This is a genomic window from Bradyrhizobium sp. LA2.1 (genome assembly GCF_040547725.1).
In the GTDB taxonomy this organism is placed as follows: domain Bacteria; phylum Pseudomonadota; class Alphaproteobacteria; order Rhizobiales; family Xanthobacteraceae; genus Bradyrhizobium; species Bradyrhizobium barranii.
Genome location: NZ_JBEPQI010000028.1, coordinates 56,429 through 78,975 on the forward strand (window position 1 = coordinate 56,429; position 22,547 = coordinate 78,975).

22 protein-coding genes are annotated in these 22,547 nt (G+C 64.0%); 15 read left to right on the top strand and 7 right to left on the bottom strand.

Annotated elements, in window-relative coordinates:
• Positions 1-140: 140 nt before the first annotated feature.
• From ABIB95_RS38300 to ABIB95_RS38310, 3 genes are read left to right on the top strand one after another with little or no spacing between them, the layout of a single operon-like run.
• The gene (locus ABIB95_RS38300) at positions 141-737 is read left to right on the top strand and encodes a superoxide dismutase (RefSeq protein ID WP_028147969.1); all 597 of its coding nucleotides are present in this window, start codon (positions 141-143) and stop codon (positions 735-737) included.
• Positions 738-741: 4 nt separating this feature from the next.
• The gene (locus tag ABIB95_RS38305) at positions 742-1,401 is read left to right on the top strand and encodes a 3-keto-alpha-glucoside-1,2-lyase-like domain-containing protein (protein ID WP_354247617.1); all 660 of its coding nucleotides are present in this window, start codon (positions 742-744) and stop codon (positions 1,399-1,401) included.
• 37 nt (positions 1,402-1,438) lie between these two features.
• Entirely contained in the window at positions 1,439-1,936 is a 498-nt protein-coding gene (locus tag ABIB95_RS38310) for a GlcG/HbpS family heme-binding protein (RefSeq protein WP_354120833.1), read from the top strand.
• 98 nt (positions 1,937-2,034) lie between these two features.
• Here ABIB95_RS38310 and ABIB95_RS38315 read toward each other — a convergent pair whose 3' ends face one another.
• Positions 2,035-2,919, bottom strand: coding sequence for an amidohydrolase family protein (locus ABIB95_RS38315; protein ID WP_028147972.1), 885 nt, complete (start codon positions 2,917-2,919; stop codon positions 2,035-2,037).
• 329 nt (positions 2,920-3,248) lie between these two features.
• On the opposite strand from ABIB95_RS38315, the gene ykgO reads away from it, so the two are divergent.
• The 3 genes from ykgO to ABIB95_RS38330 all read left to right on the top strand — a co-directional run bounded on the left by ykgO (position 3,249) and on the right by ABIB95_RS38330 (position 4,523).
• Positions 3,249-3,374, top strand: coding sequence for a type B 50S ribosomal protein L36 (ykgO, locus tag ABIB95_RS38320; RefSeq protein ID WP_006611362.1), 126 nt, complete (start codon positions 3,249-3,251; stop codon positions 3,372-3,374).
• A gap of 107 nt (positions 3,375-3,481) precedes the next feature.
• Positions 3,482-4,138 carry a tetratricopeptide repeat protein gene (locus tag ABIB95_RS38325; protein ID WP_094184308.1) on the top strand — a complete coding sequence of 219 codons (657 nt, stop codon included), beginning with the start codon at positions 3,482-3,484 and terminating at the stop codon, positions 4,136-4,138.
• A 124-nt stretch (positions 4,139-4,262) separates the two neighbouring features.
• Positions 4,263-4,523: a hypothetical protein gene (locus tag ABIB95_RS38330; RefSeq protein WP_354120834.1), complete on the top strand. Its 261-nt coding sequence runs from the start codon at positions 4,263-4,265 to the stop codon at positions 4,521-4,523.
• Positions 4,524-4,530: 7 nt separating this feature from the next.
• Here the strand turns inward: ABIB95_RS38330 and ABIB95_RS38335 are convergent, their stop codons facing one another.
• Positions 4,531-4,713, bottom strand: a complete 183-nt coding sequence (locus ABIB95_RS38335) for a hypothetical protein (protein WP_063986707.1) — start codon at positions 4,711-4,713, stop codon at positions 4,531-4,533.
• Positions 4,714-5,042: 329 nt separating this feature from the next.
• On the opposite strand from ABIB95_RS38335, the gene ABIB95_RS38340 reads away from it, so the two are divergent.
• Complete coding sequence (locus tag ABIB95_RS38340) at positions 5,043-5,999, top strand: alpha/beta fold hydrolase (RefSeq protein ID WP_354247621.1); 957 nt, start codon at positions 5,043-5,045, stop codon at positions 5,997-5,999.
• Positions 6,000-6,117: 118 nt separating this feature from the next.
• Here ABIB95_RS38340 and cycA read toward each other — a convergent pair whose 3' ends face one another.
• Positions 6,118-6,513 carry a cytochrome c-550 CycA gene (cycA, locus tag ABIB95_RS38345; protein WP_014491900.1) on the bottom strand — a complete coding sequence of 132 codons (396 nt, stop codon included), beginning with the start codon at positions 6,511-6,513 and terminating at the stop codon, positions 6,118-6,120.
• A 264-nt stretch (positions 6,514-6,777) separates the two neighbouring features.
• Between cycA and ABIB95_RS38350 the strand changes: the two genes are divergently transcribed.
• Positions 6,778-8,271 (top strand): FAD-linked oxidase C-terminal domain-containing protein, encoded by a 1,494-nt coding sequence (locus tag ABIB95_RS38350; protein WP_063985637.1) that lies wholly within the window; start codon positions 6,778-6,780, stop codon positions 8,269-8,271.
• A 26-nt stretch (positions 8,272-8,297) separates the two neighbouring features.
• Positions 8,298-9,461, top strand: a complete 1,164-nt coding sequence (locus ABIB95_RS38355) for an acyltransferase family protein (protein ID WP_354247624.1) — start codon at positions 8,298-8,300, stop codon at positions 9,459-9,461.
• A gap of 45 nt (positions 9,462-9,506) precedes the next feature.
• Here the strand turns inward: ABIB95_RS38355 and ABIB95_RS38360 are convergent, their stop codons facing one another.
• Positions 9,507-9,992 carry a putative quinol monooxygenase gene (locus tag ABIB95_RS38360; protein ID WP_354247627.1) on the bottom strand — a complete coding sequence of 162 codons (486 nt, stop codon included), beginning with the start codon at positions 9,990-9,992 and terminating at the stop codon, positions 9,507-9,509.
• Between the two features lie 221 nt (positions 9,993-10,213).
• On the opposite strand from ABIB95_RS38360, the gene ABIB95_RS38365 reads away from it, so the two are divergent.
• The 4 genes from ABIB95_RS38365 to ABIB95_RS38380 all read left to right on the top strand — a co-directional run bounded on the left by ABIB95_RS38365 (position 10,214) and on the right by ABIB95_RS38380 (position 14,699).
• A complete protein-coding gene (locus ABIB95_RS38365) occupies positions 10,214-11,452 on the top strand; it encodes an FAD-binding protein (RefSeq protein WP_354247629.1) in 1,239 nt (412 codons plus the stop codon).
• Entirely contained in the window at positions 11,449-12,771 is a 1,323-nt protein-coding gene (gene glcF / locus ABIB95_RS38370; protein WP_085403380.1) for a glycolate oxidase subunit GlcF, read from the top strand. Before ABIB95_RS38365 ends, glcF begins: the two co-directional genes overlap by 4 nt.
• A gap of 68 nt (positions 12,772-12,839) precedes the next feature.
• A complete protein-coding gene (locus ABIB95_RS38375) occupies positions 12,840-13,214 on the top strand; it encodes a histone (RefSeq protein ID WP_354247632.1) in 375 nt (124 codons plus the stop codon).
• A gap of 453 nt (positions 13,215-13,667) precedes the next feature.
• Complete coding sequence (locus tag ABIB95_RS38380; protein ID WP_071909500.1) at positions 13,668-14,699, top strand: TorF family putative porin; 1,032 nt, start codon at positions 13,668-13,670, stop codon at positions 14,697-14,699.
• A gap of 256 nt (positions 14,700-14,955) precedes the next feature.
• Here ABIB95_RS38380 and ABIB95_RS38385 read toward each other — a convergent pair whose 3' ends face one another.
• Positions 14,956-16,719 (bottom strand): ABC transporter ATP-binding protein/permease, encoded by a 1,764-nt coding sequence (locus ABIB95_RS38385; protein ID WP_354176506.1) that lies wholly within the window; start codon positions 16,717-16,719, stop codon positions 14,956-14,958.
• Positions 16,720-17,026: 307 nt separating this feature from the next.
• Between ABIB95_RS38385 and ABIB95_RS38390 the strand changes: the two genes are divergently transcribed.
• Both ABIB95_RS38390 and ABIB95_RS38395 read left to right on the top strand, forming a co-directional pair.
• Positions 17,027-18,691 (top strand): L-lactate permease, encoded by a 1,665-nt coding sequence (locus tag ABIB95_RS38390; protein ID WP_071909502.1) that lies wholly within the window; start codon positions 17,027-17,029, stop codon positions 18,689-18,691.
• A gap of 242 nt (positions 18,692-18,933) precedes the next feature.
• Positions 18,934-19,332: an META domain-containing protein gene (locus ABIB95_RS38395; RefSeq protein WP_247315545.1), complete on the top strand. Its 399-nt coding sequence runs from the start codon at positions 18,934-18,936 to the stop codon at positions 19,330-19,332.
• 147 nt (positions 19,333-19,479) lie between these two features.
• On the opposite strand, the gene ABIB95_RS38400 is transcribed toward ABIB95_RS38395, so the two are convergent.
• The gene (locus ABIB95_RS38400; protein ID WP_354247637.1) at positions 19,480-20,691 is read right to left on the bottom strand and encodes a hypothetical protein; all 1,212 of its coding nucleotides are present in this window, start codon (positions 20,689-20,691) and stop codon (positions 19,480-19,482) included.
• Between the two features lie 143 nt (positions 20,692-20,834).
• Positions 20,835-22,466: a chaperonin GroEL gene (gene groL / locus ABIB95_RS38405; protein ID WP_354247640.1), complete on the bottom strand. Its 1,632-nt coding sequence runs from the start codon at positions 22,464-22,466 to the stop codon at positions 20,835-20,837.
• Positions 22,467-22,547 lie beyond the last annotated feature (81 nt).

The following is a 22,547-nucleotide window of genomic DNA, read 5'->3' on the forward strand; positions in this document are numbered from 1 at the left end:
ATGACGTGGAGGACTCCATGACGACGAATACCGACCGCCGAGACTTCATCAGGGGCGTGGGGGCCGCCGCGGCATCGACCGCAATACTCGCGGGGACGCAAGCCCTTGCGCAAGCCAATCAGCCAACAGGAGCCAGGCCAATGACATACCAGCCCAAGCCGATGCCGTTCGATCCGAAATCCATTGCCGGCATCTCGGAGAAGGTGCTCGTCAGCCACTACGAGAACAACTATGTCGGTGCCGTAAAGCGACTCAACGCAATCGGAACGCAACTCGCCGAGCTCGACTTCGCGAAAGCTCCGAACTTCGTCATCAACGGCCTGAAGCGCGAGGAACTCGTCGCGTCAAACTCGATGATCCTCCACGAAATCTATTTCGACGGGCTCGGCGGTGCCGGCAAGCCGAGCACACCACTTGCCGACGCGATCGCGCGCGATTTCGGCAGCATGGAGCGGTGGCGCGCGGAGTTCTCCGCCATGGGCAAGGCCGAAGGCGGCGGCTCCGGCTGGGTGATTCTTTCTTACTCGCCGCGCGACAAGCGGCTGGTCAATCAGTGGGCCGCCGACCACACGACGACGCTGGCCGGCGGACGCCCAGTACTGGTGCTCGACATGTATGAGCACGCCTATCACATGGATTATGGCGCCGCGGCCGCGAAATATGTCGACATCTATATGGAAGCGATCAAATGGGACAACGCTGCAACACTGTACGATCAATACAGGCGGGAAGCTTAGAGTCGTGCAAAAAACGAGCGTAGCGCTCTTGGGGGCGGCGTTGTTCCTATTGTTGGTGGAAGGAAACGCGATGGCAGAAACTGTAAATTTTGACAACGCAGCAACCGGCGCAGCGCCCGAAGGCTGGACGCTGACGATGACGGGTCGTGGCCAGCCCAAATGGACGGTCGAGGTGGAGTCTACGGCGCCAAGCAAGCCGAACGTCCTGAAACAATCCGGTCAGGCGACGTTTCCAGTGGCGCTCAGGAGCGGCACCAGCATCCTAGACGGGTTCGTCGAGGTCAAGTTCAAGGCGATCGCAGGCTCCGAGGATCGTGCGGCCGGTATTGTCTGGCGCGCAAAGGATGCCGACAATTACTATGTCGTGCGGGCCAACGCGCTTGAAGACAATGTTGTGCTCTACAAGACGATCAAGGGTGTTCGCAGCGCGCTCGATATCGTCGGCCGGAAAGGCGGCTATGGCGTCAAGGTATCGGTGCCATCAGGTCAATGGCATTCCCTACGTTGCGAATTCGCGGGAAAGCGATTCAAGGTAACGTATAACGGCAAGCCGATGTTCGAGGTCGAGGATGAATCGATCAGGGACGCCGGCATGATCGGCTTGTGGACCAAGGCCGACAGTGTCACCGTATTCGACGACCTGACATACGGTGCGCTGAACTAGGTTAAAGTCGGCGTCGACCGCTCACGTCGGAGAAACCATGCTCGCTCGAACCCAGCTTGCGGCCACCGTCCTGTTGATGCTCGCGCACCCGGCAATGGCGCAGGAGCCGCTCGCGACCTATAAATCCCTGAGTCCCGAGCTGGCGCTTGATCTGGCCCGGGCATCGCTTGGCGATTGCCGATCACGCGGGTACCAGGTCGCCGTCGCGGTCGTCGATCGCTTCGGGGGGACACAGGTGATCCTTCGTGACAGGTTCGCAGGTGCTCACACCGTTTCAACGGCCTCGGGCAAGGCGTGGACCGCAGCAACATTCCGTACCAGCACCACCGAACTGAATGCCGTCAGCCAACCTGGCATGATGCAGGCCGGTATCCGCAATCTCCCCGGCACGGTCATTATAGGTGGCGGATTGATTGTCGAAGCGGGCGGTTCGCTGGTCGGAGCCGTCGGTGTGTCTGGGGCGCCCGGCGGTGATGCTGACGAAGCCTGCGCCAGGGCCGGAATCGACGCCATACGCGACAAGCTGGAGTTTTAGGGCCGCCTTGCCCGCCTCAGCGAGGCCTTGAGCGCCTGGGCGTGAGGGCTTCGGCAACCGGTCGAAGCCCTCAATGCGCCGTGGCGATGAGTACGCGGCTAGATCCCCAGCAGCCTGCGCGCGTTGGCCTTCAGCACCTTCGGCCGGATCTCGTCGCGGATCTCGATCTTGGCGAAGTCCGACAGCCAGCGGTCCGGCGTGATCACCGGCCAGTCCGAGCCGAACAGCATCTTGTCCTGAAGGATCGAGTTGATGTAGCGCACCAGGATCGGCGGGAAATACTTTGGCGACCAGCCCGAGAGGTCGATGTAGACGTTCGGCTTGTGGGTCGCGACCGACAGCGCTTCCTCCTGCCAGGGGAAGGAGGGATGGGCGAGGATGATCTTGAGGTCGGGGAAATCTGCCGCGACGTCGTCCATGTACATCGGGTTGGAATATTTCAGCCGCATGCCCATGCCGCCGGGCATGCCCGAGCCGACGCCGGTCTGGCCGGTGTGGAACAGCGCGATCGCGCCGCCATTGTTGATCTCTTCGTAGAGCGGATAGGCCATGCGGTCGTTGGCGTAGAAGCCCTGCATGGTCGGATGGAATTTGAAGCCGCGGACGCCGTATTCCTCGATCAGCTTGCGCGCCTCGCGCACACCGAGCTTGCCCTTGTGCGGGTCGATCGAGACGAAGGGGATGAGGACGTCGAGATGGTCGGAGGCGATCTCCAGCATCTCCTCATTTTTGTAGCGGCGGAAGCCGGTCTCGCGCTCGGCATCGACCGGAAAGATCACCGCGGCGATATTCTTGGAGCGGTAGTAGGCCGCGGTCTCCGGCACGGTCGGCGGATGCTTGTGCGGGGACTTGAAATAGTCCGCCATCTGCGCCTGGAAATCGTCATAGCCGTCGTCGGGATGGGTGCCGCAGGGCTCCTCGGCGTGGGTGTGGATGTCGATGGCGACGACATCGTCGATGTTGGGCAGCTTCAGCTTCGGCATTGGTTTCCTCCCGACGGGTTGACGAATTGATTATATGATATAACGAATTTGGCAAGGCACGTCGTCGAAGCGAAGCCCCATGTCGACAAATGCGTAGATCGGGCCGATCCGGCCGTTTCTACTTGCTTTCCACTTTGCATGGAGTTGTTTTCCAGAATTTGCTGGTCCGGAACCGGGCAGTTAACATTGACATCCGGTCCTCCCATGCCTTAAGAACCGCCCCGTCCCGGGCGGCCGGTCCGCCAGCGGGAAAGATCTCATTTTGCCACATTCGCGCGTGCCGAAACGGTAGTGCCGAACACGGCCTTTCGAACGTTCAGGATTCTGCCATGAAGGTCCGTAACTCGTTGAAGTCGCTGCGCGGTCGCCATCGCGCCAACCGCCTGGTCCGCCGCAAGGGCCGGGTCTATGTGATCAATAAGGTGCAGCGCCGCTTCAAGGCTCGCCAGGGCTGATATTGCCCTCGCGGTCGCCTCACGCGCGCCCCGCAACACCACGGCTCACACGAGTTTGACGCCGCCTTTGCTTTGCAAGGGCGGCTTTACGCGTTTAGACTTTGCGCATGGCAGTGAGATTCCTGGCAGTGAGCTTCCCTTTCGCGCGCACCCTGTGTCTGGCCCTTGTGCTGGGCGCCACTGGCCTTACGCCAGCCCTGGCGCAGAAAGAGCTGCCTGCCCCTCCCGGCAAGGAACAGAAGAAGCTGCCGGAGGCGCCGGCCAAGCTGCCCAAGGTCGACCGCAGCAAGAATCTCGATTTCCTGTTCGGCGCGCTGAAGGCCGCGCCGGACGAGGCCAGCGCCAAGCATGTGGAGGCACGGATCTGGGCGATCTGGATCCAGACCCCGAGCGACACCGCGTCCTTGCTGATGGCGCGGGCCAAGACCGCGGTCGACGCGCAGAAGATCGACATCGCGATCAAGCTGCTGGATTCGGTCATCAAGCTCAGGCCCGACTACATCGAGGCCTGGAACCGGCGCGCCACGCTCTATTACATGCAGAATGACTACGGCCGCTCGCTTGCCGACATCCGCGAGGTGCTGATCCGGGAGCCTCGCCATTTCGGCGCGCTCGCAGGCCTCGGCATGATCATGCAGGAGGTCGGTGACGAGAAACGTGCGCTCGAGGCCTACCGCAAGGCGCTGGCCGTCAATCCGCACCTCGAGAAGATCCCCGAGCAGGTCAAGGCGCTGACCGAGAAGGTCGAAGGCCGCGACATCTAGCGGACAAGTTGATCATTTCCCGAGTGATTGCGGCGTGCGCGGATTAACCACGATCACACGTGCGGCGTTCTCAGGGGTATTGTTGAAGCGCGCGCAGGCCTACCTGCATGGCAGGAGCACGGCCATGAAGCGTTTGATCTTTGCAGGTGTATTGCTGCTCGCGTCGGGCTCGATGAGCCTCGCCGACGGCTTGTTCTGGGTGGTCGGCAATCGCGCCACCGGCAAATGCAACATCGTAACCAGCAATCCCGTGATCATCGGCGACATCTGGTTCGGCGACGGTCCCTACAAATCCAGGGCCGATGCCAAGCTTGCCCGTTCGACGATCCGCGCCTGCCCTGCGGTCACACCCGACGAGGAAAAGGACGAGGACGGAACGAACTAGCCTGCACTTAGTGCAGGACGCTACCGGCGCGCTCGACAAGGCCGTGATCGGCGGCCGCGGCGTAAGCCTTTGCAAGCTCCGTCTCGAGATGCTCGTTGATCAGAAGCAGTGCCCGCACTGCACCGCGCAGGTCACCGTTGCAGCTCGCCACGATCTCGTCGATCGCAGTGTCTTTGGATCTGAAGCTCATCGACATTCTCCGGTTTAAATCAGGACACATCCTGCCGGCCTTTCCCGCATCCCCTTGGAGTTTGCGAGGAGGATCGGCGCCCACCCGCGCCTAGATGGCGGAACCGACCGTGGCGATTATATGGAAGCCGCGATGACGACTGCATGAAGCTGGCCCGAGGCTTGCGCGCTGCGGGGAATGCCATTGATTTTATTGCCTTTTTTCATGCTTGAATTATGCACATATCCACAGCCCCGGCATTTCAAGTGGAGCGCCGGGTTCCACGAAGCGAAACTGCCGCCCGCTAGTCTCGTAACTGCCAGGTGCCCTGGACCGTCCGGATTCTCTCCATGATCGTGATGTCAGTCGTGACCGCGCTGGTGCTGCTGGCGCTGGCCACGCAGGCCGGCGTCCTCGCCGTGCAACGCGCCTTTCCGCCTCAGGGCCGGATGGTCGAGGTCGACGGCGCTGTGCTTCACGTCGTCGATATCGGTCCGCGTGGTTCCGGCGTGCCGATCGTGATGCTGCACGGCGCGAGCTCCAATCTCGAAGCGATGCGGCGTCCGCTCGGCGACCTCCTGGCGAAAGACCATCGCGTCATTTTGATCGACCGTCCCGGTCACGGCTGGAGCACGCGGATGCGGCGGCGGGATTCGACGCCAGAGATCCAGGCCCGGATGATTGACGAGGCGCTTCGTAAGCTCGGGATCGATCGCGCGGTCTTCGTCGTGCATTCCTGGAGCGGTGCGCTCGGCGCGCGCATCGCGCTCGATCATCCCGGCCGCGTCGCCGGTCTCGTCATGCTGGCGCCGGTGACCCATCCCTGGCGCGGCGGCGTCGGCCGCTACAACGAGATCGTCGCAACGCCGGTGATCGGCCCGCTGCTCGCCTACACGATCACGCTGCCGATGGGGTATTTCGTTGCCGAGGCCGGCGCGCGCAGCGTCTTCCTGCCGCAAATCATGCCGGATGGTTTCGTGCAGGACTCCGCGACGCCGCTATTGCTGCGCCCGCGCGAGTTCATCGCCAATGCCTATGATTTGGTGACGCTGAAGGAAGCGGTGACGGCGCAGGCTGCGCGTTACGGCGAGATCAAGGCGCCGGTCACGATCATCGCCGGCGAGCCCGACAAGACGGTGAAGACCGCCATCCACGCGCGTCCCTTCGCCGCGATGGTGCCGGGTGCAAAGCTGATCGTGCTGCCCGATCTCGGCCACATGGTGCAGAACGCTGTGCCGGATCTGGTGAAGACGGAGATCGAGACGATGATCGGGAAAATCGTCCCGGCGCAGGCGGCCGCCGATTAAAGCGTTTTCGAGCGAAGTGGATACCGGTTCGCGTGAAGAAAACGCGTCAAAACAAGAAGCCCGAGCTTCGGTTCTGACTCAATCAGAACCGAAGCTCGGGCGACCGCCGTTCACGCGCTTACTGCTTGATTTTCCCGTCCTTGTCGAACTGCGCGACGAAGGCCCAGAGATTGTTGATCTCGTTCTCGTTCTTGATGCCCGCGAACGCCATCTTGGTGCCGGGGATCTTGGCCTTGGGGTCCTTGATGTATTCCTTGAACGTGGCTTCGTCCCAGGTGATGCCGGAATTCTTGTTCGCATCCGAATAATTGTAGTCCGGCGCGGTGCCGGACTTGCGGCCGTTGAGGCCGTTGAGCTCGGGGCCGACCTTGTTCTTGGCGCCTTCGCCGATGGCGTGGCAGGCCAGGCATTTGTTGAACGACGATTTGCCGGCCGCAACATCCTGCGCCATCGCGGCGGGTGCGGTGGCAGTCACGGTGAGGATCATCAGTGCGCCAAAAGTCAGTTTTGTCATCGGGTGCTCTTCGTCTCTTCCCTGGTGGGTCTAGGCTGGTCGGTCTTGCCTGGTCGGCAAACGACGGACCCGCCGGTTTTGGCAGGCCCGCCCGGCTTGGACAAGCCGCGAAACCATGACAGGTTTCATGCTGTCCTACTTGTCCCAGAGCGAACTCGCCGAAGATGGCCGTTCCGACTTTCGGATGGCCTACCCAAACAGGCGCGGACGTGGTTGATTTGCCGCGACAATTTGATCGTGGGCTACGAGTCGGAAGGATATGTGATGGCCATCATGATGCCCGCGAGCGACCAGACCGTGCTGGCGCGCCGCGCTGAGATCGTGGCTGCATTGCGCGCAATCGTGCCCGGCGAGGGCGTGATCGACAGCGCCTCCGAGATGCGGGCCTACGAATCCGACGGGCTGACGGCCTATCGGCAACCGCCGATGGTCGTGGTGCTGCCCGATACGACCGAGCAGGTCTCGCTCGTCCTGAAATATTGTGCCGGGCAGGGGATCAAGGTGGTTCCGCGCGGCTCCGGCACTTCGCTGTCCGGGGGCGCGCTGCCGCTGGAAGATGGCGTGCTGCTCGGCCTCGGCAAGTTCAAGCGGATCCGCGAGATCGATTTCGACAACCGCGTCGTCGTCACCGAGCCGGGCGTCACCAATCTCGCCATCAGCCAGGCGGTCGCGCATGCCGGCTTCTATTATGCCCCCGATCCGTCCTCGCAGATCGCCTGCTCGATCGGCGGCAATGTCGCGGAGAATTCCGGCGGCGTGCACTGCCTGAAATACGGCATGACCACCAACAACGTGCTCGGTTGCGAGATTGTCCTGATGAGCGGCGAGATCCTGCGCATCGGCGGCAAGTCGGCGGAGAACACCGGCTACGACCTGATGGGCGTCATCACCGGCTCGGAAGGTCTGCTCGGGGTCATCACCGAGATCACGGTGCGCATCCTGCAAAAGCCGGAGACGGCGCGGGCGCTGATGGTCGGCTTCGCGCAGGTCGAGGCCGCCGGCGAATGCGTGGCGCGCATCATCGGCGCCGGCATCATTCCCGGCGGCATGGAGATGATGGACAAGCCGGCGATCCACGCCGCGGAGGCCTTCGTTCATGCCGGCTATCCGCTCGACGTCGAAGCGCTGCTCATCATCGAGCTCGACGGTCCCAAGATCGAGGTCGACGAGCTGATCACGCGCGTCGAGACCATCGCGAATGCCTGCGGCTCGACCACCTGCCAGATCTCGACCTCCGAGGCCGAACGCAATTTGTTCTGGGCCGGCCGCAAAGCGGCGTTTCCGGCCGTGGGCCGCATCTCGCCCGATTATCTCTGCATGGACGGCACGATCCCGCGCGGCGCGCTGCCGAAGGCGCTCGCCCGCATCCGGGAGCTCTCGGAGAAGTACCAGCTCGGCTGCGCCAACGTGTTCCACGCCGGCGACGGCAATCTGCATCCGCTGATCCTCTACGATGCCAACAAGCCCGGCGAGATCGAGCGCGCCGAGGCCTTCGGCGCCGACATCCTGCGCGCCTGCGTCGAGTTCGGCGGGGTGCTCACCGGCGAGCACGGCGTCGGCATCGAGAAGCGCGACCTGATGCCGGAGATGTTCACCGAGATCGACCTCAACCAGCAGCAGCGCCTGAAATGCGCTTTTGACGCGCAGGGCCTGCTCAATCCCGGAAAGGTGTTTCCGACCCTGCATCGCTGCGCCGAGCTCGGCCGCATGCATGTGCACGCCGGGAAGGTGGCTTTTCCGGACATTCCGCGGTTCTGACGGTCGATACCCGGCATGGCGGCGACATGGCGGACGTTCGGATCAGTGTGACGAAAGAAGCGCCGGGCAGGCCGCTGGCGAAGTCGCGCCTGCTGTTCATCGACAACATCCGCTGGTCGATGATCATTCTCGTGCTGAGCATGCACGCAGCCGACACCTACAGTCCGTTCGGCAATTGGTACTATGTCGACCGGCGGGAGACCGGCTTCGGCACGGCCCTCTTCTTCGGCATCTATCAGAGCTTCCTCCAGGCCTTCTTCATGGCCGCGCTATTCTTCATCGCCGGCTATTTCGCCGTCGGCGCCTTCGATCGGAAAGGACTTTCGAAATTTGCGCGTGATCGGCTGATCAGGCTCGGCTTGCCGACTTTGCTCTACATGTTGGTGATCGGCCCGCTGACGCAGTATTTTCTGTCATGGACTTGGGGCAAGGGCGGTTTCGGCCATCAATGGCTGACCCATCTGATGGACGGCGAATGGCTTTCCGAGACGGGACCGATGTGGTTTTGCGCGGTGCTGCTGCTGGTCTCGCTCCTCTATGGCCTGATCCGCCAGACTGGATGGCGGGAGCCCAAGGTTGCGCTGTGCGGCACGGGGATTGTTCTGTTCGTTGCGGCCATGGCGGCACTCACCTTCGCCGTTCGCATTGCCATCCACGCCGATACCTCCGTGCTCAACGTTCACCCCGGCGATCTCCCGCAATACGCTCTCATGTTCGCAGCCGGCGCCGTCGGCTATCGCGGCAATTGGATGCTTGGGCTTGCCGCGCGCTCCTGTCTCCGCTGGGGACTGCTCGCGCTGTCGCTCTCTGTGCCGCTGTTTGCAGCGCTCGTGCTGTTCGGGGGAGGCCTGCAGGGTGACACCGCGCTCTATGCAGGCGGCTTCAACGTCGTCAGTGCCGGGAAGTGCCTGTGGGAGGCGCTGGTCTGCGTCGGCATGGGTCTCTTGATGCTGGCCGTCTACCGCCGCTATTTCGACGCGCAAGGGCCGGTCGCCAAATGGCTCTCGGACAACGCCTTCGGCGTCTACCTGATCCATCCGCCGATCCTGGTCGGCTTTGCCCTGCTTCTGCACGCACTGCCGCTCTTCGCACTCACGAAGGCGCTCCTGCTGACCATGTTGGCCGCGATCGGCAGCTTGGCCGTCTCGGCATTGATCCTGCGCAGATCGCCGCTGCGCGCGATCATATAGTCGTATGCCGCGGTCCGGATCGAACCGCGGCATACGAGCTGGCGTTTACATGAGCGCGTATTGAGCCCGTTCGCGCTTCGCCAGCAGTGGCAGGGCTTCGCCGGCGATCCAGGTCTTGAAATGTGCGCTCTCCTGATGCGCCTTGAAAGCCGCCTCGTCGCGGAACAGCTCGTAGAACAGGAACTGGGCCGGATTGTCCTTGGCGCGCGAGATCAGGAACAGCTTGACGCCGTCCTCGCGCTGCGCCTCCGGCAGGAAGCGGTCGAGGATCGTGGCGACCTTGTCGGCCTCGCCCGGCTTTGCCTCCCATTGCGCGACGACGAGCAGGCCGCCGCCGTCGACGGCGTCGCTGAGGGATTTCTGCGTGGCATAGTGGTTCATGGTCGTTGCTCCTTGCTGCTGGGCTTGAGATGACGCCGCCGCCCATGGCGAGAGATAGATCGCCAGGACGGCTCCGAAGGCCCGGATCACCGACCTGCGGCTGAACGCTTCGTGGACGCGCGGCACCAGCCGCTGATGTGTCGATCGCATGCTTGTCTCCATCGGTTGGCCTCGATCGCGATCGGCGCCAGCTTGTAGCGAGGGCCTGCCGGCTTTGGTTCGCCGCTGATCGAAGTGTCGATGTCGTGAACGCTTCGATCATGATCGAAGCGTTGTGGTCGCCCGTGCAGGATCCCCGACTGCACCGGCGCTGATCGCCGGCGTCACGCCGCATTTGATTTTGGCGGCGAATTTCGCTACCGCCTTTTCCCGTGGATACGCTCAGGGTCAGAGACGCCAAAGACGTCGAAGAGGTGGTGCGCGCGGCGATTGCCAACGAGCAGCCGCTCGAGATCATCGGTCATGGCAGCAAGCGCAGCATTGGCCACACAATGGCGACCAACGCCGTGCTCGACCTCTCCGCGCTGAATGCCGTCACCTCCTACGAACCCAACGAGCTGATCGTCACGCTCCAGGCCGGCGCCCCGCTGGCCGATGTGCTGTCGCTGATCGATGCCAAGAACCAGCAATTCGCCTTCGAGCCGATGAACACCGCGCCGCTGCTCGGCACGCCCGCGTTGGGTACCATCGGCGGCATGATCGCGGCCGGTCTCGCCGGTCCGCGGCGGATCAAGGCGGGCGGGGCGCGCGATCACCTGCTCGGGGCGCACGCCGTCTCCGGTTTCGGCGACAGCTTCAAGACCGGCGGCAAGGTGGTGAAGAACGTCACCGGCTACGACCTCTGCAAGCTGCTGGCGGGGTCCTGGGGCACGCTGTCGGTGATGACCGAGGTGACGCTCAAGGTGATGCCGAAGCCCGAAGCGGAGCGGACGCTGCTGCTGCGCGGGCTCGACGATGCCGTCGCCAACAAGGCGATGACCGCGGCGCTCGGCTCGCCCTTCGACGTCTCCGCCGCCGCGCATCTGCCGAAATCGGCCTTCCGGGCGAAGACCGACGGGCTGGGCGACATCGCCAGCCAGGGCGAAGCGCTAACCGTGCTGCGGCTCGAGGGCATCACGGCGTCCGCCGCGCACCGCGCCGGCTCGCTGCGCGAATTGCTGGCGCCGTTCGGAACCGCGACGCTGGTCGAGGATGTGGCGTCCGCCGCATTGTGGGCCACGATCCGCGACGTCCTGCCGTTCGCGGCCGGCGGTGCAGTTGGGGCCTGGCCGGTGTGGCGGATCGTCTGTCCGCCGGCTTCCGGCGCGGCGCTCGGGACCCAACTGGCGCGCGAGACCGGCGGCGACATCATCTACGATTGGGGCGGCGGCCTGATCTGGGCCGCACTGCCGCCGAAGGCCGATGCGCATGCCCCGGCCGTGCGCCAGCGCGCGGATGCGGTCGGCGGGCACGCCACGCTGATCCGGGCGGCCGAGGACGTCAGGCGCGGTGTGGACGTATTCCATCCGCAGGCGCCCGGCGTCGCCGCGCTGAGCGATCGGGTCCGCGCCAGTTTCGATCCGAAAACCATTCTCAACCGGGGGCGGCTGACGCGGGGCGCTGCGGCATGAAGACCGAATTCTCACTGGCGCAGCTCGCCGACCCCGACATCGCGGAAGCCGACAAGATCCTGCGCGCCTGCGTCCATTGCGGCTTCTGCACTGCAACCTGTCCGACCTATGTGCTGCTCGGCGACGAGCTCGATAGCCCGCGCGGCCGCATCTACCTGATCAAGGAGATGCTGGAGAAGGACCAGACCCCGACGGCCGAGGTGGTCAAGCATGTCGACCGCTGCCTGTCGTGTCTGTCCTGCATGACGACCTGCCCTTCGGGGGTGAACTACATGCACCTCGTCGACCAGGCCCGGGTCAGGATCGAACAGCGCTATCAGCGGCCGCTGACCGAGCGGCTGTTGCGCCAGGTGCTGGCCTTTGTCCTGCCGAATCCGCAGCTCTTCCGCACCAGCATGTGGCTGGCGCGCCTCGCCCGTCCGCTTGCCGTATTCCTGCCGACGCCGCGGCCGTCGGCGACGCCCGGCCTGATCCAGCGCCTCAAGGCGATGCTGGCGCTGGCGCCGAACCGTCTGCCGTCGCCCGGCCCGCTCCCCGGCAGCGTATTCGCGGCACTCGGCAAGAAGCGCGGCCGGGTCGCGCTGCTGCAAGGCTGTGCCCAGCAGGTGCTGGCGCCGCGCATCAACCAGGCCGCCATCAGCCTCCTCACCCGCCACGGCATCGAGGTTGTCCTGGTCCGGGACGAGCAGTGCTGCGGCGCGCTGACCCATCATCTGGGCAACGACCAGGATGCTTTGGCGCGGGCCCGCGCCAACGTCGCGGCGTGGCGAAAGGAAGCGGCCGGCGAGGGGCTCGACGCCATCCTGGTAACGGCCTCCGGCTGCGGCACGGTGATCAAGGACTACGGCTACCTGCTGCGCGAGGACACGGCGTTCGCCGCCGATGCGGCGCAGGTGTCCACGCTCGCCAAGGACATCACCGAATTCGTCGCCGGCCTCGAGCTCGCGACCACTACGCGACAGGACAACATCGTCGTCGCCTATCACTCCGCGTGTTCGTTGCAGCACGGGCAGAAAATCACGGGCCTTCCGAAAGAATTGCTTTCCAAGAATGGATTCGTGGTGAAAGATGTGCCGGAGAGCCATTTGTGTTGCGGCTCGGCGGGGACCTACAACATTCTCCAGCCCGAGCTTGCGGGCCGGTTGCGCGACCGCAAGGTCGCCAACATCGCAAGCGTCAAGCCGGACATGATTGCCGCGGGCAATATCGGCTGCATGGTGCAGATTGCCAGTGGCACGTCAGTTCCGGTCGTACACACGATTGAGCTTCTCGATTGGGCTACGGGCGGGTCGCGGCCGGCATTGAATGCCTCGAGCTAGCCTTCGTCCGGAGGTGACGGCTGAAGACGCCCGATCGACCATTGTTCGGCGGCAACAGGAGGACCACGATGGCGAAAGCGAAGAAGAAAAAAAGCAAGAAGGCCAAAAAGGCCAAGAAGGCTGTAGCGGCGAAGAAGACCGCGAAGAGGGCAGCCAAGAAGTCCGCGAAAAAGTCTGCCAAGAAGGCTGTGAAGAAATCTGCCAGGAAGGCCGCCCCGAAGAAGGCCGCCAAGAAGGCTGCGAAGAAGTCGGCCAAGAAGGCTGCCAAGCCGGCTGTGCCGAAGAAGGCCGCAAAGAGAGCGGCACCGAAGAAGGCGAAGGCAGCTCCTGCGCCGAAGCCGTCAGCGCCGGTGGCAGCTCCGGCTCCGGAGCCCGCCGCCGAGACAAGCTGGGCGATGCCTTCGTCTTCTGCGGAGCCGACGCCGGCCGAGGAGCAGGGTTAGGCCCCAAGGTTAGCGCCCAAGGTTAGGGTCCAAGTCAGGTCCAAGGTGAGGGCAAAGGCTGGGTCCGTCCCGACGACAACGACCGACAACAGGAAGGCCGCGGCGGTGACGCTGCGGCCTTTTTGCATGGTCACAATGGTCGCGGTCGGGTTGTCGTTTCTCGCGTCAGTCCGATTCGTGGCACAGGCACCACTGCACCGGCGGCTCCCGTATTAATCCGGGCGGCTCTGTGCACTTTGGAATGCAAATAATGTGATCGAGAAGCAACACAGGCGGACAACCTTCTGTGGAATCGTCAGAACGCCCAAAAAGTCGGCAGATGCCCGTGATTTTTGCTTCACGGTTCGCATCCTCCCAGCCAGATTGTCGCGGTAACGAAATTTTGCAGTCAGGTCGTACGGCCCGGGGGGCTTCCGGGAAACCGACTGGGTGGAACTGGTGATGGGGATTGAAATGAAAAAAGTGGCTTTGTTGGCAACGGCGCTGGCAATGGTGACGGGTTCGGCTTTCGCGGCAGACATGCCGGTCAAGGCTCTGAAGGCCCCGCCGCCGCCCGCCTTTGACCCCTGGGATGTCGCCTTCGGCGCCGGCATCATGAGCGATTACATCTTCCGCGGCGTTACTCAGTCGAACCACAATCCGTCGGTCGCCGCCTATTTCGAGCCGCGCTACAACGTCAACAAGGACCTCCAGCTCTACGTCGGTGCGTCCGCGGAGAGCATCTCGTTCCCGAACCGCGCCGCGGCTGAAGTCGACATCTACGGCGGTATCCGCCCGACCTTCGGCATGTTCGCTTTCGACTTCGGTATCTGGGGCTACCTCTATCCGGGCGGAAGCTGCTTCGGTTCGCAGGGCACCCTCGCCCAGGGCAATTGCGGCACCGGCCTCGACAATTCGCAGGGCGCGATCGGCCTGCCGATCAACGGCAACTTCGCCAAGAAGGACGCAAGCTTCTACGAAGTCTATGCCAAGCTGAATCTCAACATCAACGATCAGTGGGTCGTTGGCTTCAACGAGTACTATTCGCCGAACTTCCTGAACCTCGGCGCCTGGGGCAACTACGCCTCGATCACCGCCAAGTGGACCGCGCCGAGCACCACGTTCGGTGCCAGCGGCGTCGGCATGTATGTGTCGGGTGAATTCGGCCGTCAGTGGCTCGGCACGTCCGACATCTTCTACGGCATTGCCGGCGACCCGCTGTATTCCAACGGCATCAAGGAGCCGAGCTACAACACCTGGAACGTCGGCGTCGGCTTCACCTACAAGGTGTTCACGCTCGATCTGCGCTACTACGACACCGACCTCTCGAAGGGTAACTGCAACGCCTTCACCAGCGACTTTTCGGCCACCAACTCCAGCCCCGGTTTCGTGACGCCCATCAATGGCGGCGCGAACGCGGCCACGGCGTTCGGCTCCAACTGGTGCAGCGCGGCCGGCGTCGCCAAGCTCTCGGTCGACCTGACGGCGATGACCAACCTGAAGTAAGTTTCTTCCCGAGACGACCTAACGAGGGCGGCAGAGCAATCTGCCGCCCTTTTGCTTTGGACTTGGGGGCGTCTGTGAGAGCGCCCGGCCTGCTTGGTTCAAGACGCGCCGCAAGGCGGCGCGCCTCACCATGAGGGTCCAGGATCTTGCCGCGAGGACAGCCATCATCCTGAGGAGCCCGCCGGAGTCGGGCGTCTCGAAGGATGGCTGCAACGAAGGTCCTATCGAGGCTAGCCTCAGGCTTGGTTGTGCCACCTCAGCTCGCCGCGGTCGGCTCCGCCTGGGCCGGCTCGCCGTCCTTGCCGAGAACGTGGATCTCGCCATCCTTCACCAACGCCACCTTGCGGGTGTGGAAGGCGTCGAGGGTCGAGCGGTGGCCGATCGAGACGATGGTGGCCTGCGGCAGCTTCTCCGCCAGCAGCCGGTACAGCCGGGCTTCCGATGGTTCGTCCAGCGACGCCGTGGCCTCGTCGAGGAACAGATAATCCGGCACGTGCAGCAGGGCGCGCGCGAGCCCCAGGCGCTGCTGCTCGCCGAGCGAGAGCGTCCTGTTCCAATGACCGTCCTCGTCGAGTCGCTCGGCCAGCTTCGGCATGCCGACCGCAATGAGTGCGTCCCGGATTTTCTCCGGTGCGACGGCGCCATGTTCTGCCGGGTAGATGACCGCGTCGCCTAGCGGGCCGATCGGGAAGTAGGGGCGCTGCGGTAGCATCATCAGCTTCGATTTCCCGGGTATGGCGATGGTGCCGGTGCCGAACGGCCAGACGCCGGCGATGGCCCGGAAAAGCGTCGACTTGCCGGAGCCCGACGGCCCGGTCACCAAGACCCGCTCCGCCGGTTGGATCGTGAAGGCATCGGCTGCGACCAGAGGCGCACCGTTCGGTAGCTTCACGAGCAGCTGCTTGAGCGCGATCGCCGTCGTGCTGCCGGATGGTGCAAGGCCGATGGTCGGCTCATGCGTCGGCGGGTGTGCGGCCGAGGCCACCGACATCTCGAAGCCGTCGAGACGGGCGACGATCGCGCGCCATTCCGCCAGCGCCCGGTAGGCCACCACGAAGAACGACAGCGCACCCTGGACGCTCGAGAAGGCCGATGCCGTCTGCATCATGTCGCCGAGCTGGATCTTCTTGGCGAAGAAGGCTGGCGCCACCAGCACGTAGGGAAAGATCACGGCAGCCTGCTGATAGCTCGCCGTGAACGCGGTGAGGCGCTTGGTCCGGCTCATGATGGCGTACCAGTTGCCGATCACGAAGCCAAAGCGACGGAAGAGACCGCCGCGTTCGGCACCCTCGCCCTTGAGCAGCGCGATCTGCTCGGAATTCTCGCGGACGCGGACGAGGTTGAAGCGGAAGTCGGCCTCATAGCGCTGTTGCTCGAAATTGAGATTGACCAGCGGGGCGCCGATCCAGTGCGTCAACGCGGTGCCGAAGATCGCGTAGATCAGCGCGCCCCAGCACAGGTAGCCGGGGATCATGAGATCGGTGCCGAACAGGTGCAGCGGCGCGGCGTTGGACAGGCCCCAGAGGATGATCACGAAGGAGAACAGCGTCACGATCGACGAGAGCAGGCCCAGTCCGATCGTCAGGGTCTGCTCGACGAAGTTCTTGACGTCGTCGGTGATGCGCTGGTCCGGGTTGTCGGCCGCATCGCCCTTGAGCTGCATGCGGTAATGCGTCGAGCCGTCGAGCCATTCGCGGAGATAGTGTTGGGTGAGCCACTGCCGCCAGCGGATCTGGAGCCACTGGTTCAGGTACAGCTTGTAGACCGCCAGCGCGATCGCCGTGAAGGCGAGGCCGATGAAGATCCAGATCTGCGTGACGAAGGCGTCCCAGTCGCTGTTCTGGAGCGCGCTGTAGAACCGGTTCTGCCACTGGTTCACCAGCACGTCGATCGCGACCAGCGCCAGCTCGATCGCGATCACGGCGGCGAGCAGGCCGCGGCCGACCCACTTGTCCTCCGATCGGAAATAGGGGGCGGCGATTCGCCAGACGATCGCGAGCGTGGCGCTGATGTTCTTCACAGAGCTCTGTCTCCTGAGGGGATGTGCACAACGCCCATAGGCCAAATGGCTGTGGCAACGGCAGAAAGCGCTTAGACTAAAGTCGCAAGTTCAGCAATTTGCGTTGGCTTGTCGCAGCTTGCAACCCTAGCATGGGTACAACGGCGCGGGGTGGGGGCCTCCGGGACTTCGCGGGCTTGTGAGCGGACGGGAACCGCCGCACTCGCGAGGAATTCGCGTCCAGCTCGGGGGTTATCGCTTCCAGCGTCAAGCAGGTTCGGCTGTCCACGCGGGCCGCCTGCCGCAACAGGCGTGGGGGAGGAAGACCATGTGGAATCAAGTCTATGACCCGCTGCACAGTCCGGTGCTGTCGACGATCGCCGCGGCGGTGCCTGTCGTCACGCTGCTGATCCTGATCGCGAGCGGTCGCGTCCAGGCCCACATCGCGGCGATCATCGCCGTGATCGTGGCCAACCTGATCACGATCTTCGTGTTCACCATGCCGGCGAACATGTCGATCCGCGCCTCGATCCTCGGCATCGTGACCGGCTTCTTCCCGATCGGCTGGATCGTTCTCAACGTCATCTTCCTCTACCAGGTGACGGTGACCACCGGGCGCTTCGAGTTGCTCAAGCGCGCGGTCGGCGGCGTCACCGAGGACCGGCGGCTGCAATTGCTGCTGATCGCGTTCTCCTTCGGCGCCTTCTTCGAGGGAGCCTCGGGCTTCGGCACGCCGGTCGCCATCACGGGCGCCGTGCTGATCGGGCTCGGCTTCTCGCCGCTCGCGGCCTCCGGCCTGTCGCTGATCGCCAATACCGCGCCGGTCGCTTTTGGCGCGCTGGGCACGCCGATCCAGGGTCTTGCCTCGGTCACCGGGCTTGATCCCTACATCCTCGGCGCGATGGTCGGACGGCAGTTGCCGATCTTCTCTCTGATCGTGCCGTTCTGGGTGGTGTGGGCGTTTGCGGGTTGGAAGGGCATGAAGGACGTCTGGCCGGCGATCCTCGTCACCGGCGTGTCGTTCGCGGTCCCGCAATTCGTGATCTCGAACTTCATCAATCCCTGGATCGTCGACATCGGGGCGTCGCTGATCTCGATGGGCGCGCTGATCCTGTTCCTGAAGGTGTGGCAACCCAGGCAGCTCTGGTTGTCGCCGGCGCTGCGCGGGAACGATGAATCGGCCTCCACCATGGCCGCGGCCAAGCCGCTCGACAAGACGCCGCTGACGCAGAGCGAGCTGTTCAGCGCGCTGCTGCCGTGGATCATCGTCTGCATCGTGATGCTGGTCTGGGGCAATGGCGGCTTCAAGACCTGGGCGAACTCGATCTTCACCTGGAACTATCCCGTTCCCGAACTGCATCAGATGATCAACAAGATGCCGCCGGTCGCGCCAGGGCCGACAAAAGAGAGCGCGGTGTTCGGCTTCACCTACCTGTCCTTCACCGGCACGGGCATGCTGATCGCCGCGATCATCTCAGGCTTCCTGATGGGTGTCGGTCCCGGCAGGCTGCTGATCCAATACGGCCGCACCATCAGGCTCTGCGCGATCTCGCTGATCACGATCTCGGCGATGCTCGCAATCGGCACGCTGACGCGGCTCTCCGGCGTCGACGCAACGCTCGGCCTCGCCTTTGCCGCAACCGGCGTGCTCTATCCCTTCTTCGGAACGCTGCTCGGCTGGTTGGGCGTGGCGCTGACGGGATCGGACACCGCTTCCAACGTGCTGTTCGGCAATCTGCAGAAGATTACGTCCGAGCAGCTCGGCCTGTCGCCGATCCTGATGGCCGCGGCGAACTCGTCCGGCGGCGTGATGGGCAAGATGATCGACGCGCAATCGATCGTCGTCGCCTCCACTGCCACCAACTGGTACGGCCATGAGGGCACGATCCTGCGCTTCGTGTTCTGGCACTCGATCGTGCTGGCCTCCCTGGTCGGCCTGTTCGTGACGTTGCAGGCCTATGTCTGGCCGTTCACGGCGATGGTGCTGAAGTAGCAGGCCACGCCTCGCTTCAACGCAAATCCCCGCAGGGCTTCGCCGCCTTGCGGGGATTTTTGCATCTAAAGCATGATCCGGAAAAGTGCGAAGCGGTTTTCCGAAAAGATCACGCTCAAACAACAACCTGAAGCGCGATGACGATTCGTCCCAATCTCATCGCGCTTTAGCGTCCGCGAACCTTCTCAACGGCGCCGCCGTCTTATAGAAGGTGCCGCAAATCAGGTCGGTCGAGAGGTCTTATGGTTTCGCTCAAGCAGATGGCGTGTTTGGCGGTTGCAATGCTCGCGATGTCCACGCTCGCGCGTGCAGAGGACGGTTTTCCGTTCGGTACCGAAATGACGCTGGAGGCCCTGCCGCAGCCGGGCTCGAAGCGGATTCCGAACATCGAGATCGGCGACAATGGCGAAGTCGTGCTGGAGCTCTGGTGCAAGGGCGGCAAGGGCCAGTTCTCGGTCGCCGGCAACACGGTGATCTTCATGCCCGGCCAGATCCAGGATCGTTCCTGCCCGCCGGCCAGAGCGCAGGCCGACGACGAGCTCGTCGCGGCGCTGGGCAGCGTCGAGACCTGGAAGCGCCAGGGCGACGTGCTGACGCTGATCGGTCCCAAGCCGCTGCGCTTTCGCACGACGGGGAATTAGTTCTCGTGTCCCGGACGCGCTGCAGCGTGCAACGCTGCTGCGCAGAGCCGGGACCCAGTTATCTATCCTCGATCTCGCGTGCGGCCTCTGGGCCCCGGCTCAGCAGCGCATCACTGACGTGCTGCGCTGCGTCCGGGGCACGAGAGCTTACTTCCACACCGACTTGTCGGCGTCCCAGCGCTGGCCCTTCAGCTCTTTCACGAGCGCTTCGATCGAGCCGTTATCGTCGGGCTGATCGCCTTCCTCGTCGGCCGAAGCGTCATCCGAGAGATTGAGCTTGGCGCCGCTGCTCTCATCGGCGGTCGTGGTCGAGGGGCTGCCGATCCAAAGCATCAGTTTGTCGGTCGTGCCGGGCTTGTCGGGCGAGATGAGGCCTGCAACCTCGATCGTGTCGGTGAGCTCGAGTGCCGGAAAATCCTGGTTCGGCCGCTTGAAGACGAGCTTGAGCTTGCCGGTGGCCGGGTTGAAGCTGTGCGAGACCTGCTTTGCCGCAAGCGTCCGGCTCATCACGCCGGCGACGGCTGAGGCGAGCTTGTCCCGGCTGATCTTGTCGCCGTCGCGCCAATCGGCCGCGGGAAAGCGGATGGTGCGGTCCATCTCGGTCATGCCCGCGGTCCAGCCCGCCGCGGTGACGCCGGGCATCGCCTTGAACTTCGCCAACAGCGCGCCGGCGCGTTCCGGATCGACCGACATGTTGATGGTCTGCTCGCCGGCGCGCAGCGCGTCGCAGCCGACGGTCAGGCTCGCCAGCGTCACCTCGACGTCCTGGCCCTTCAGGCTCTTCAGGAACTCGGTCGCCGCATCCAGCTTGACCTTGACCGCGATCGCTTCCGGCGAGACGTCGGTGAAATCCTTCGGCTGCGGCGTGATGCCGTCGTCTGAGGTCTGGTTGTCCTGAAATTCCTTCTCGCTGAGATCGGAATTGTCGGGCGAGGTGACCTCGGTCACGGCCTGGCCGATCGCGATCTGGCCGCGGAACTCGAACGTGTCGCCGGACTGTTTGCGCAGCAGCTTGACGGTGACGGGCGCCTTCTCGCCGAGGCTCTGCGTCGTGCCCGTCAGGTTCTGGCCCGCGACCTGGAGATTGACGACGAAGCGGTCCTTGCGGTCGGAATTCTTTGCGACGGGATAGCAGACGTCGAGCACGGCCGCCGTCACCGTCTTGCCCTGCCGCGTCTCCTTCAGGATCACGTCGGCATTGCCGTCCATCAGCCCGTCGATCGAGGTGAAATAGCGGGTCTCCGTCCCGCCCGGCGCCGTGGCCTTCGGCGACAGCTTCATCTGGGCCGATGCGACATCGGGCGAGACGGCAAGCAGGGCCGCCAAAAGGGCTGTCGAACAAACCAGAAGCGCACGCATCAATGAATCCTCGCGCAATCGAATCGGCGCGCCACCGTAGTGGGTTTTGGCCGCCGGTTGAATTGGAAAGCAGAAGGGGCAGGGTCGGCAAAAAAGAAGGCCGCCCGGAGGCGGCCTTCGCAACATTGTAACGGAACGGAGGCTTAGAAGCCGCCCATGCCGCCGCCGCCCGGCATGGCGGCCGGAGCTTCCTTCTTCGGCGTTTCGGCGACCATGGCCTCGGTGGTCACCAGCAGGCCGGCCACGGACGAGGCGTCCTGCAGCGCGGTGCGGACCACCTTGGCGGGATCGATGATGCCCTTCTCGACCATGTCGACATAGTCCTCGTTCTGGGCGTCGAAGCCGAAGGTCTCGGACTTGTTCTCCAGGATCTTGCCGACCACGATCGAGCCTTCCACGCCCGCGTTCTCGGAGATCTGGCGGATCGGGGCTTCCAGCGCCTTCAGCACGATGTTGATGCCGGCCTGGACGTCGGCATTGGCGTTGGTGAGACGGCCCACCGCCTTCTTGGCCCGCAGCAGCGCGACGCCGCCGCCGGGGACGATGCCTTCCTGCACCGCGGCGCGGGTGGCGTTGAGCGCGTCCTCGACGCGGTCCTTCTTCTCCTTGACCTCGATCTCGGTCGCGCCGCCGACGCGGATCACCGCGACGCCGCCGGCGAGCTTGGCGAGGCGCTCCTGGAGCTTCTCACGGTCGTAGTCCGAGGTGGTCTCCTCGATCTGGGCCTTGATCTGGCCGACGCGGGCCTCGATCTCCGGCTTCTTGCCGGCGCCCTTGACGATCGTGGTGTTCTCCTTGTCGATCACGACCTTGCCGGCGCGACCGAGCATCTTCACCGTGACGTTCTCGAGCTTCATGCCGAGGTCCTCGGAGATGAGCTGGCCGCCGGTGAGGATCGCGAGGTCCTCGAGCATGGCCTTACGGCGGTCGCCGAAGCCCGGCGCCTTGACGGCGGCGACCTTCAGGCCGCCACGCAGGCGGTTGACGACCAGGGTGGCCAGCGCCTCGCCCTCGACGTCCTCGGCGATGATGACGAGCGGCTTGCCCGACTGCACCACGGCTTCCAGCACCGGCAGCATGGCCTGCAGGCCGGAGAGCTTCTTCTCGTGCAGGAGGATGTAGGCGTCCTCGAGCTCGGCGGTCATCTTCTCGGGGTTGGTGACGAAGTAGGGCGACAGATAGCCGCGGTCGAACTTCATGCCCTCGACGATGTCTACCTCGGTGTCGAGCGACTTGTTCTCTTCGACGGTGATGACGCCCTCGTTGCCGACCTTCTGCATCGCCTGGGCGATCATCTTGCCGATGGCGGCATCGCCGTTGGCCGAGATGGTACCGACCTGGGCGACCTCGGAGGAGGCGGCGACCGGCTTGGCGCGCTTCTCGATGTCCTTGATGACAGCCGTAACCGCGATGTCGATGCCGCGCTTGAGGTCCATCGGGTTCATGCCGGCGGCAACCGCCTTGGCGCCTTCGCGCACGATGGCCTGGGCCAGCACGGTCGCGGTGGTGGTGCCGTCGCCGGCGGTGTCGTTGGTCTTGGAGGCGACTTCGCGCAGCATCTGCGCGCCCATGTTCTCGAACTTGTCCTCGAGCTCGATCTCCTTGGCGACGGTGACGCCGTCCTTGGTGATGCGGGGTGCGCCGAAGCTCTTCTCGATGACGACGTTGCGGCCCTTCGGACCGAGCGTCACCTTGACGGCGTTGGCGAGAATATCGACGCCGCGCAGCATGCGTTCGCGCGCGTCTCCGGAAAACTTGACGTCTTTGGCAGCCATTTCTTCAATCCCTCGTGTTTCGTGACGTGTCTGCCGCTTGCGGAATGACCGAATGCCCGGATCGCGCGATCCGGGCATGAC

Bases quoted from the DNA above. Each gene is read 5' to 3' on its own strand.
- ABIB95_RS38300 (WP_028147969.1), top strand. From the start codon at position 141: ATGACATACCAGCCCAAGCCGATGCCGTTCGATCCGAAATCCATTGCC.
- ABIB95_RS38380 (WP_071909500.1), top strand. From the start codon at position 13,668: ATGAAAAAAGTGGCTTTGTTGGCAACGGCGCTGGCAATGGTGACGGGT.
- ABIB95_RS38315 (WP_028147972.1), bottom strand. From the start codon at position 2,919: ATGCCGAAGCTGAAGCTGCCCAACATCGACGATGTCGTCGCCATCGAC.
- glcF (WP_085403380.1), top strand. From the start codon at position 11,449: ATGAAGACCGAATTCTCACTGGCGCAGCTCGCCGACCCCGACATCGCG.
- ABIB95_RS38395 (WP_247315545.1), top strand. From the start codon at position 18,934: ATGGTTTCGCTCAAGCAGATGGCGTGTTTGGCGGTTGCAATGCTCGCG.
- ABIB95_RS38400 (WP_354247637.1), bottom strand. From the start codon at position 20,691: ATGCGTGCGCTTCTGGTTTGTTCGACAGCCCTTTTGGCGGCCCTGCTT.
- ABIB95_RS38325 (WP_094184308.1), top strand. From the start codon at position 3,482: ATGGCAGTGAGATTCCTGGCAGTGAGCTTCCCTTTCGCGCGCACCCTG.
- ABIB95_RS38310 (WP_354120833.1), top strand. From the start codon at position 1,439: ATGCTCGCTCGAACCCAGCTTGCGGCCACCGTCCTGTTGATGCTCGCG.
- ABIB95_RS38335 (WP_063986707.1), bottom strand. From the start codon at position 4,713: ATGAGCTTCAGATCCAAAGACACTGCGATCGACGAGATCGTGGCGAGC.
- ykgO (WP_006611362.1), top strand. From the start codon at position 3,249: ATGAAGGTCCGTAACTCGTTGAAGTCGCTGCGCGGTCGCCATCGCGCC.
- groL (WP_354247640.1), bottom strand. From the start codon at position 22,466: ATGGCTGCCAAAGACGTCAAGTTTTCCGGAGACGCGCGCGAACGCATG.
- cycA (WP_014491900.1), bottom strand. From the start codon at position 6,513: ATGACAAAACTGACTTTTGGCGCACTGATGATCCTCACCGTGACTGCC.
- ABIB95_RS38355 (WP_354247624.1), top strand. From the start codon at position 8,298: ATGGCGGACGTTCGGATCAGTGTGACGAAAGAAGCGCCGGGCAGGCCG.
- ABIB95_RS38360 (WP_354247627.1), bottom strand. From the start codon at position 9,992: ATGCGATCGACACATCAGCGGCTGGTGCCGCGCGTCCACGAAGCGTTC.
- ABIB95_RS38330 (WP_354120834.1), top strand. From the start codon at position 4,263: ATGAAGCGTTTGATCTTTGCAGGTGTATTGCTGCTCGCGTCGGGCTCG.
- ABIB95_RS38390 (WP_071909502.1), top strand. From the start codon at position 17,027: ATGTGGAATCAAGTCTATGACCCGCTGCACAGTCCGGTGCTGTCGACG.
- ABIB95_RS38350 (WP_063985637.1), top strand. From the start codon at position 6,778: ATGGCCATCATGATGCCCGCGAGCGACCAGACCGTGCTGGCGCGCCGC.
- ABIB95_RS38375 (WP_354247632.1), top strand. From the start codon at position 12,840: ATGGCGAAAGCGAAGAAGAAAAAAAGCAAGAAGGCCAAAAAGGCCAAG.
- ABIB95_RS38340 (WP_354247621.1), top strand. From the start codon at position 5,043: ATGATCGTGATGTCAGTCGTGACCGCGCTGGTGCTGCTGGCGCTGGCC.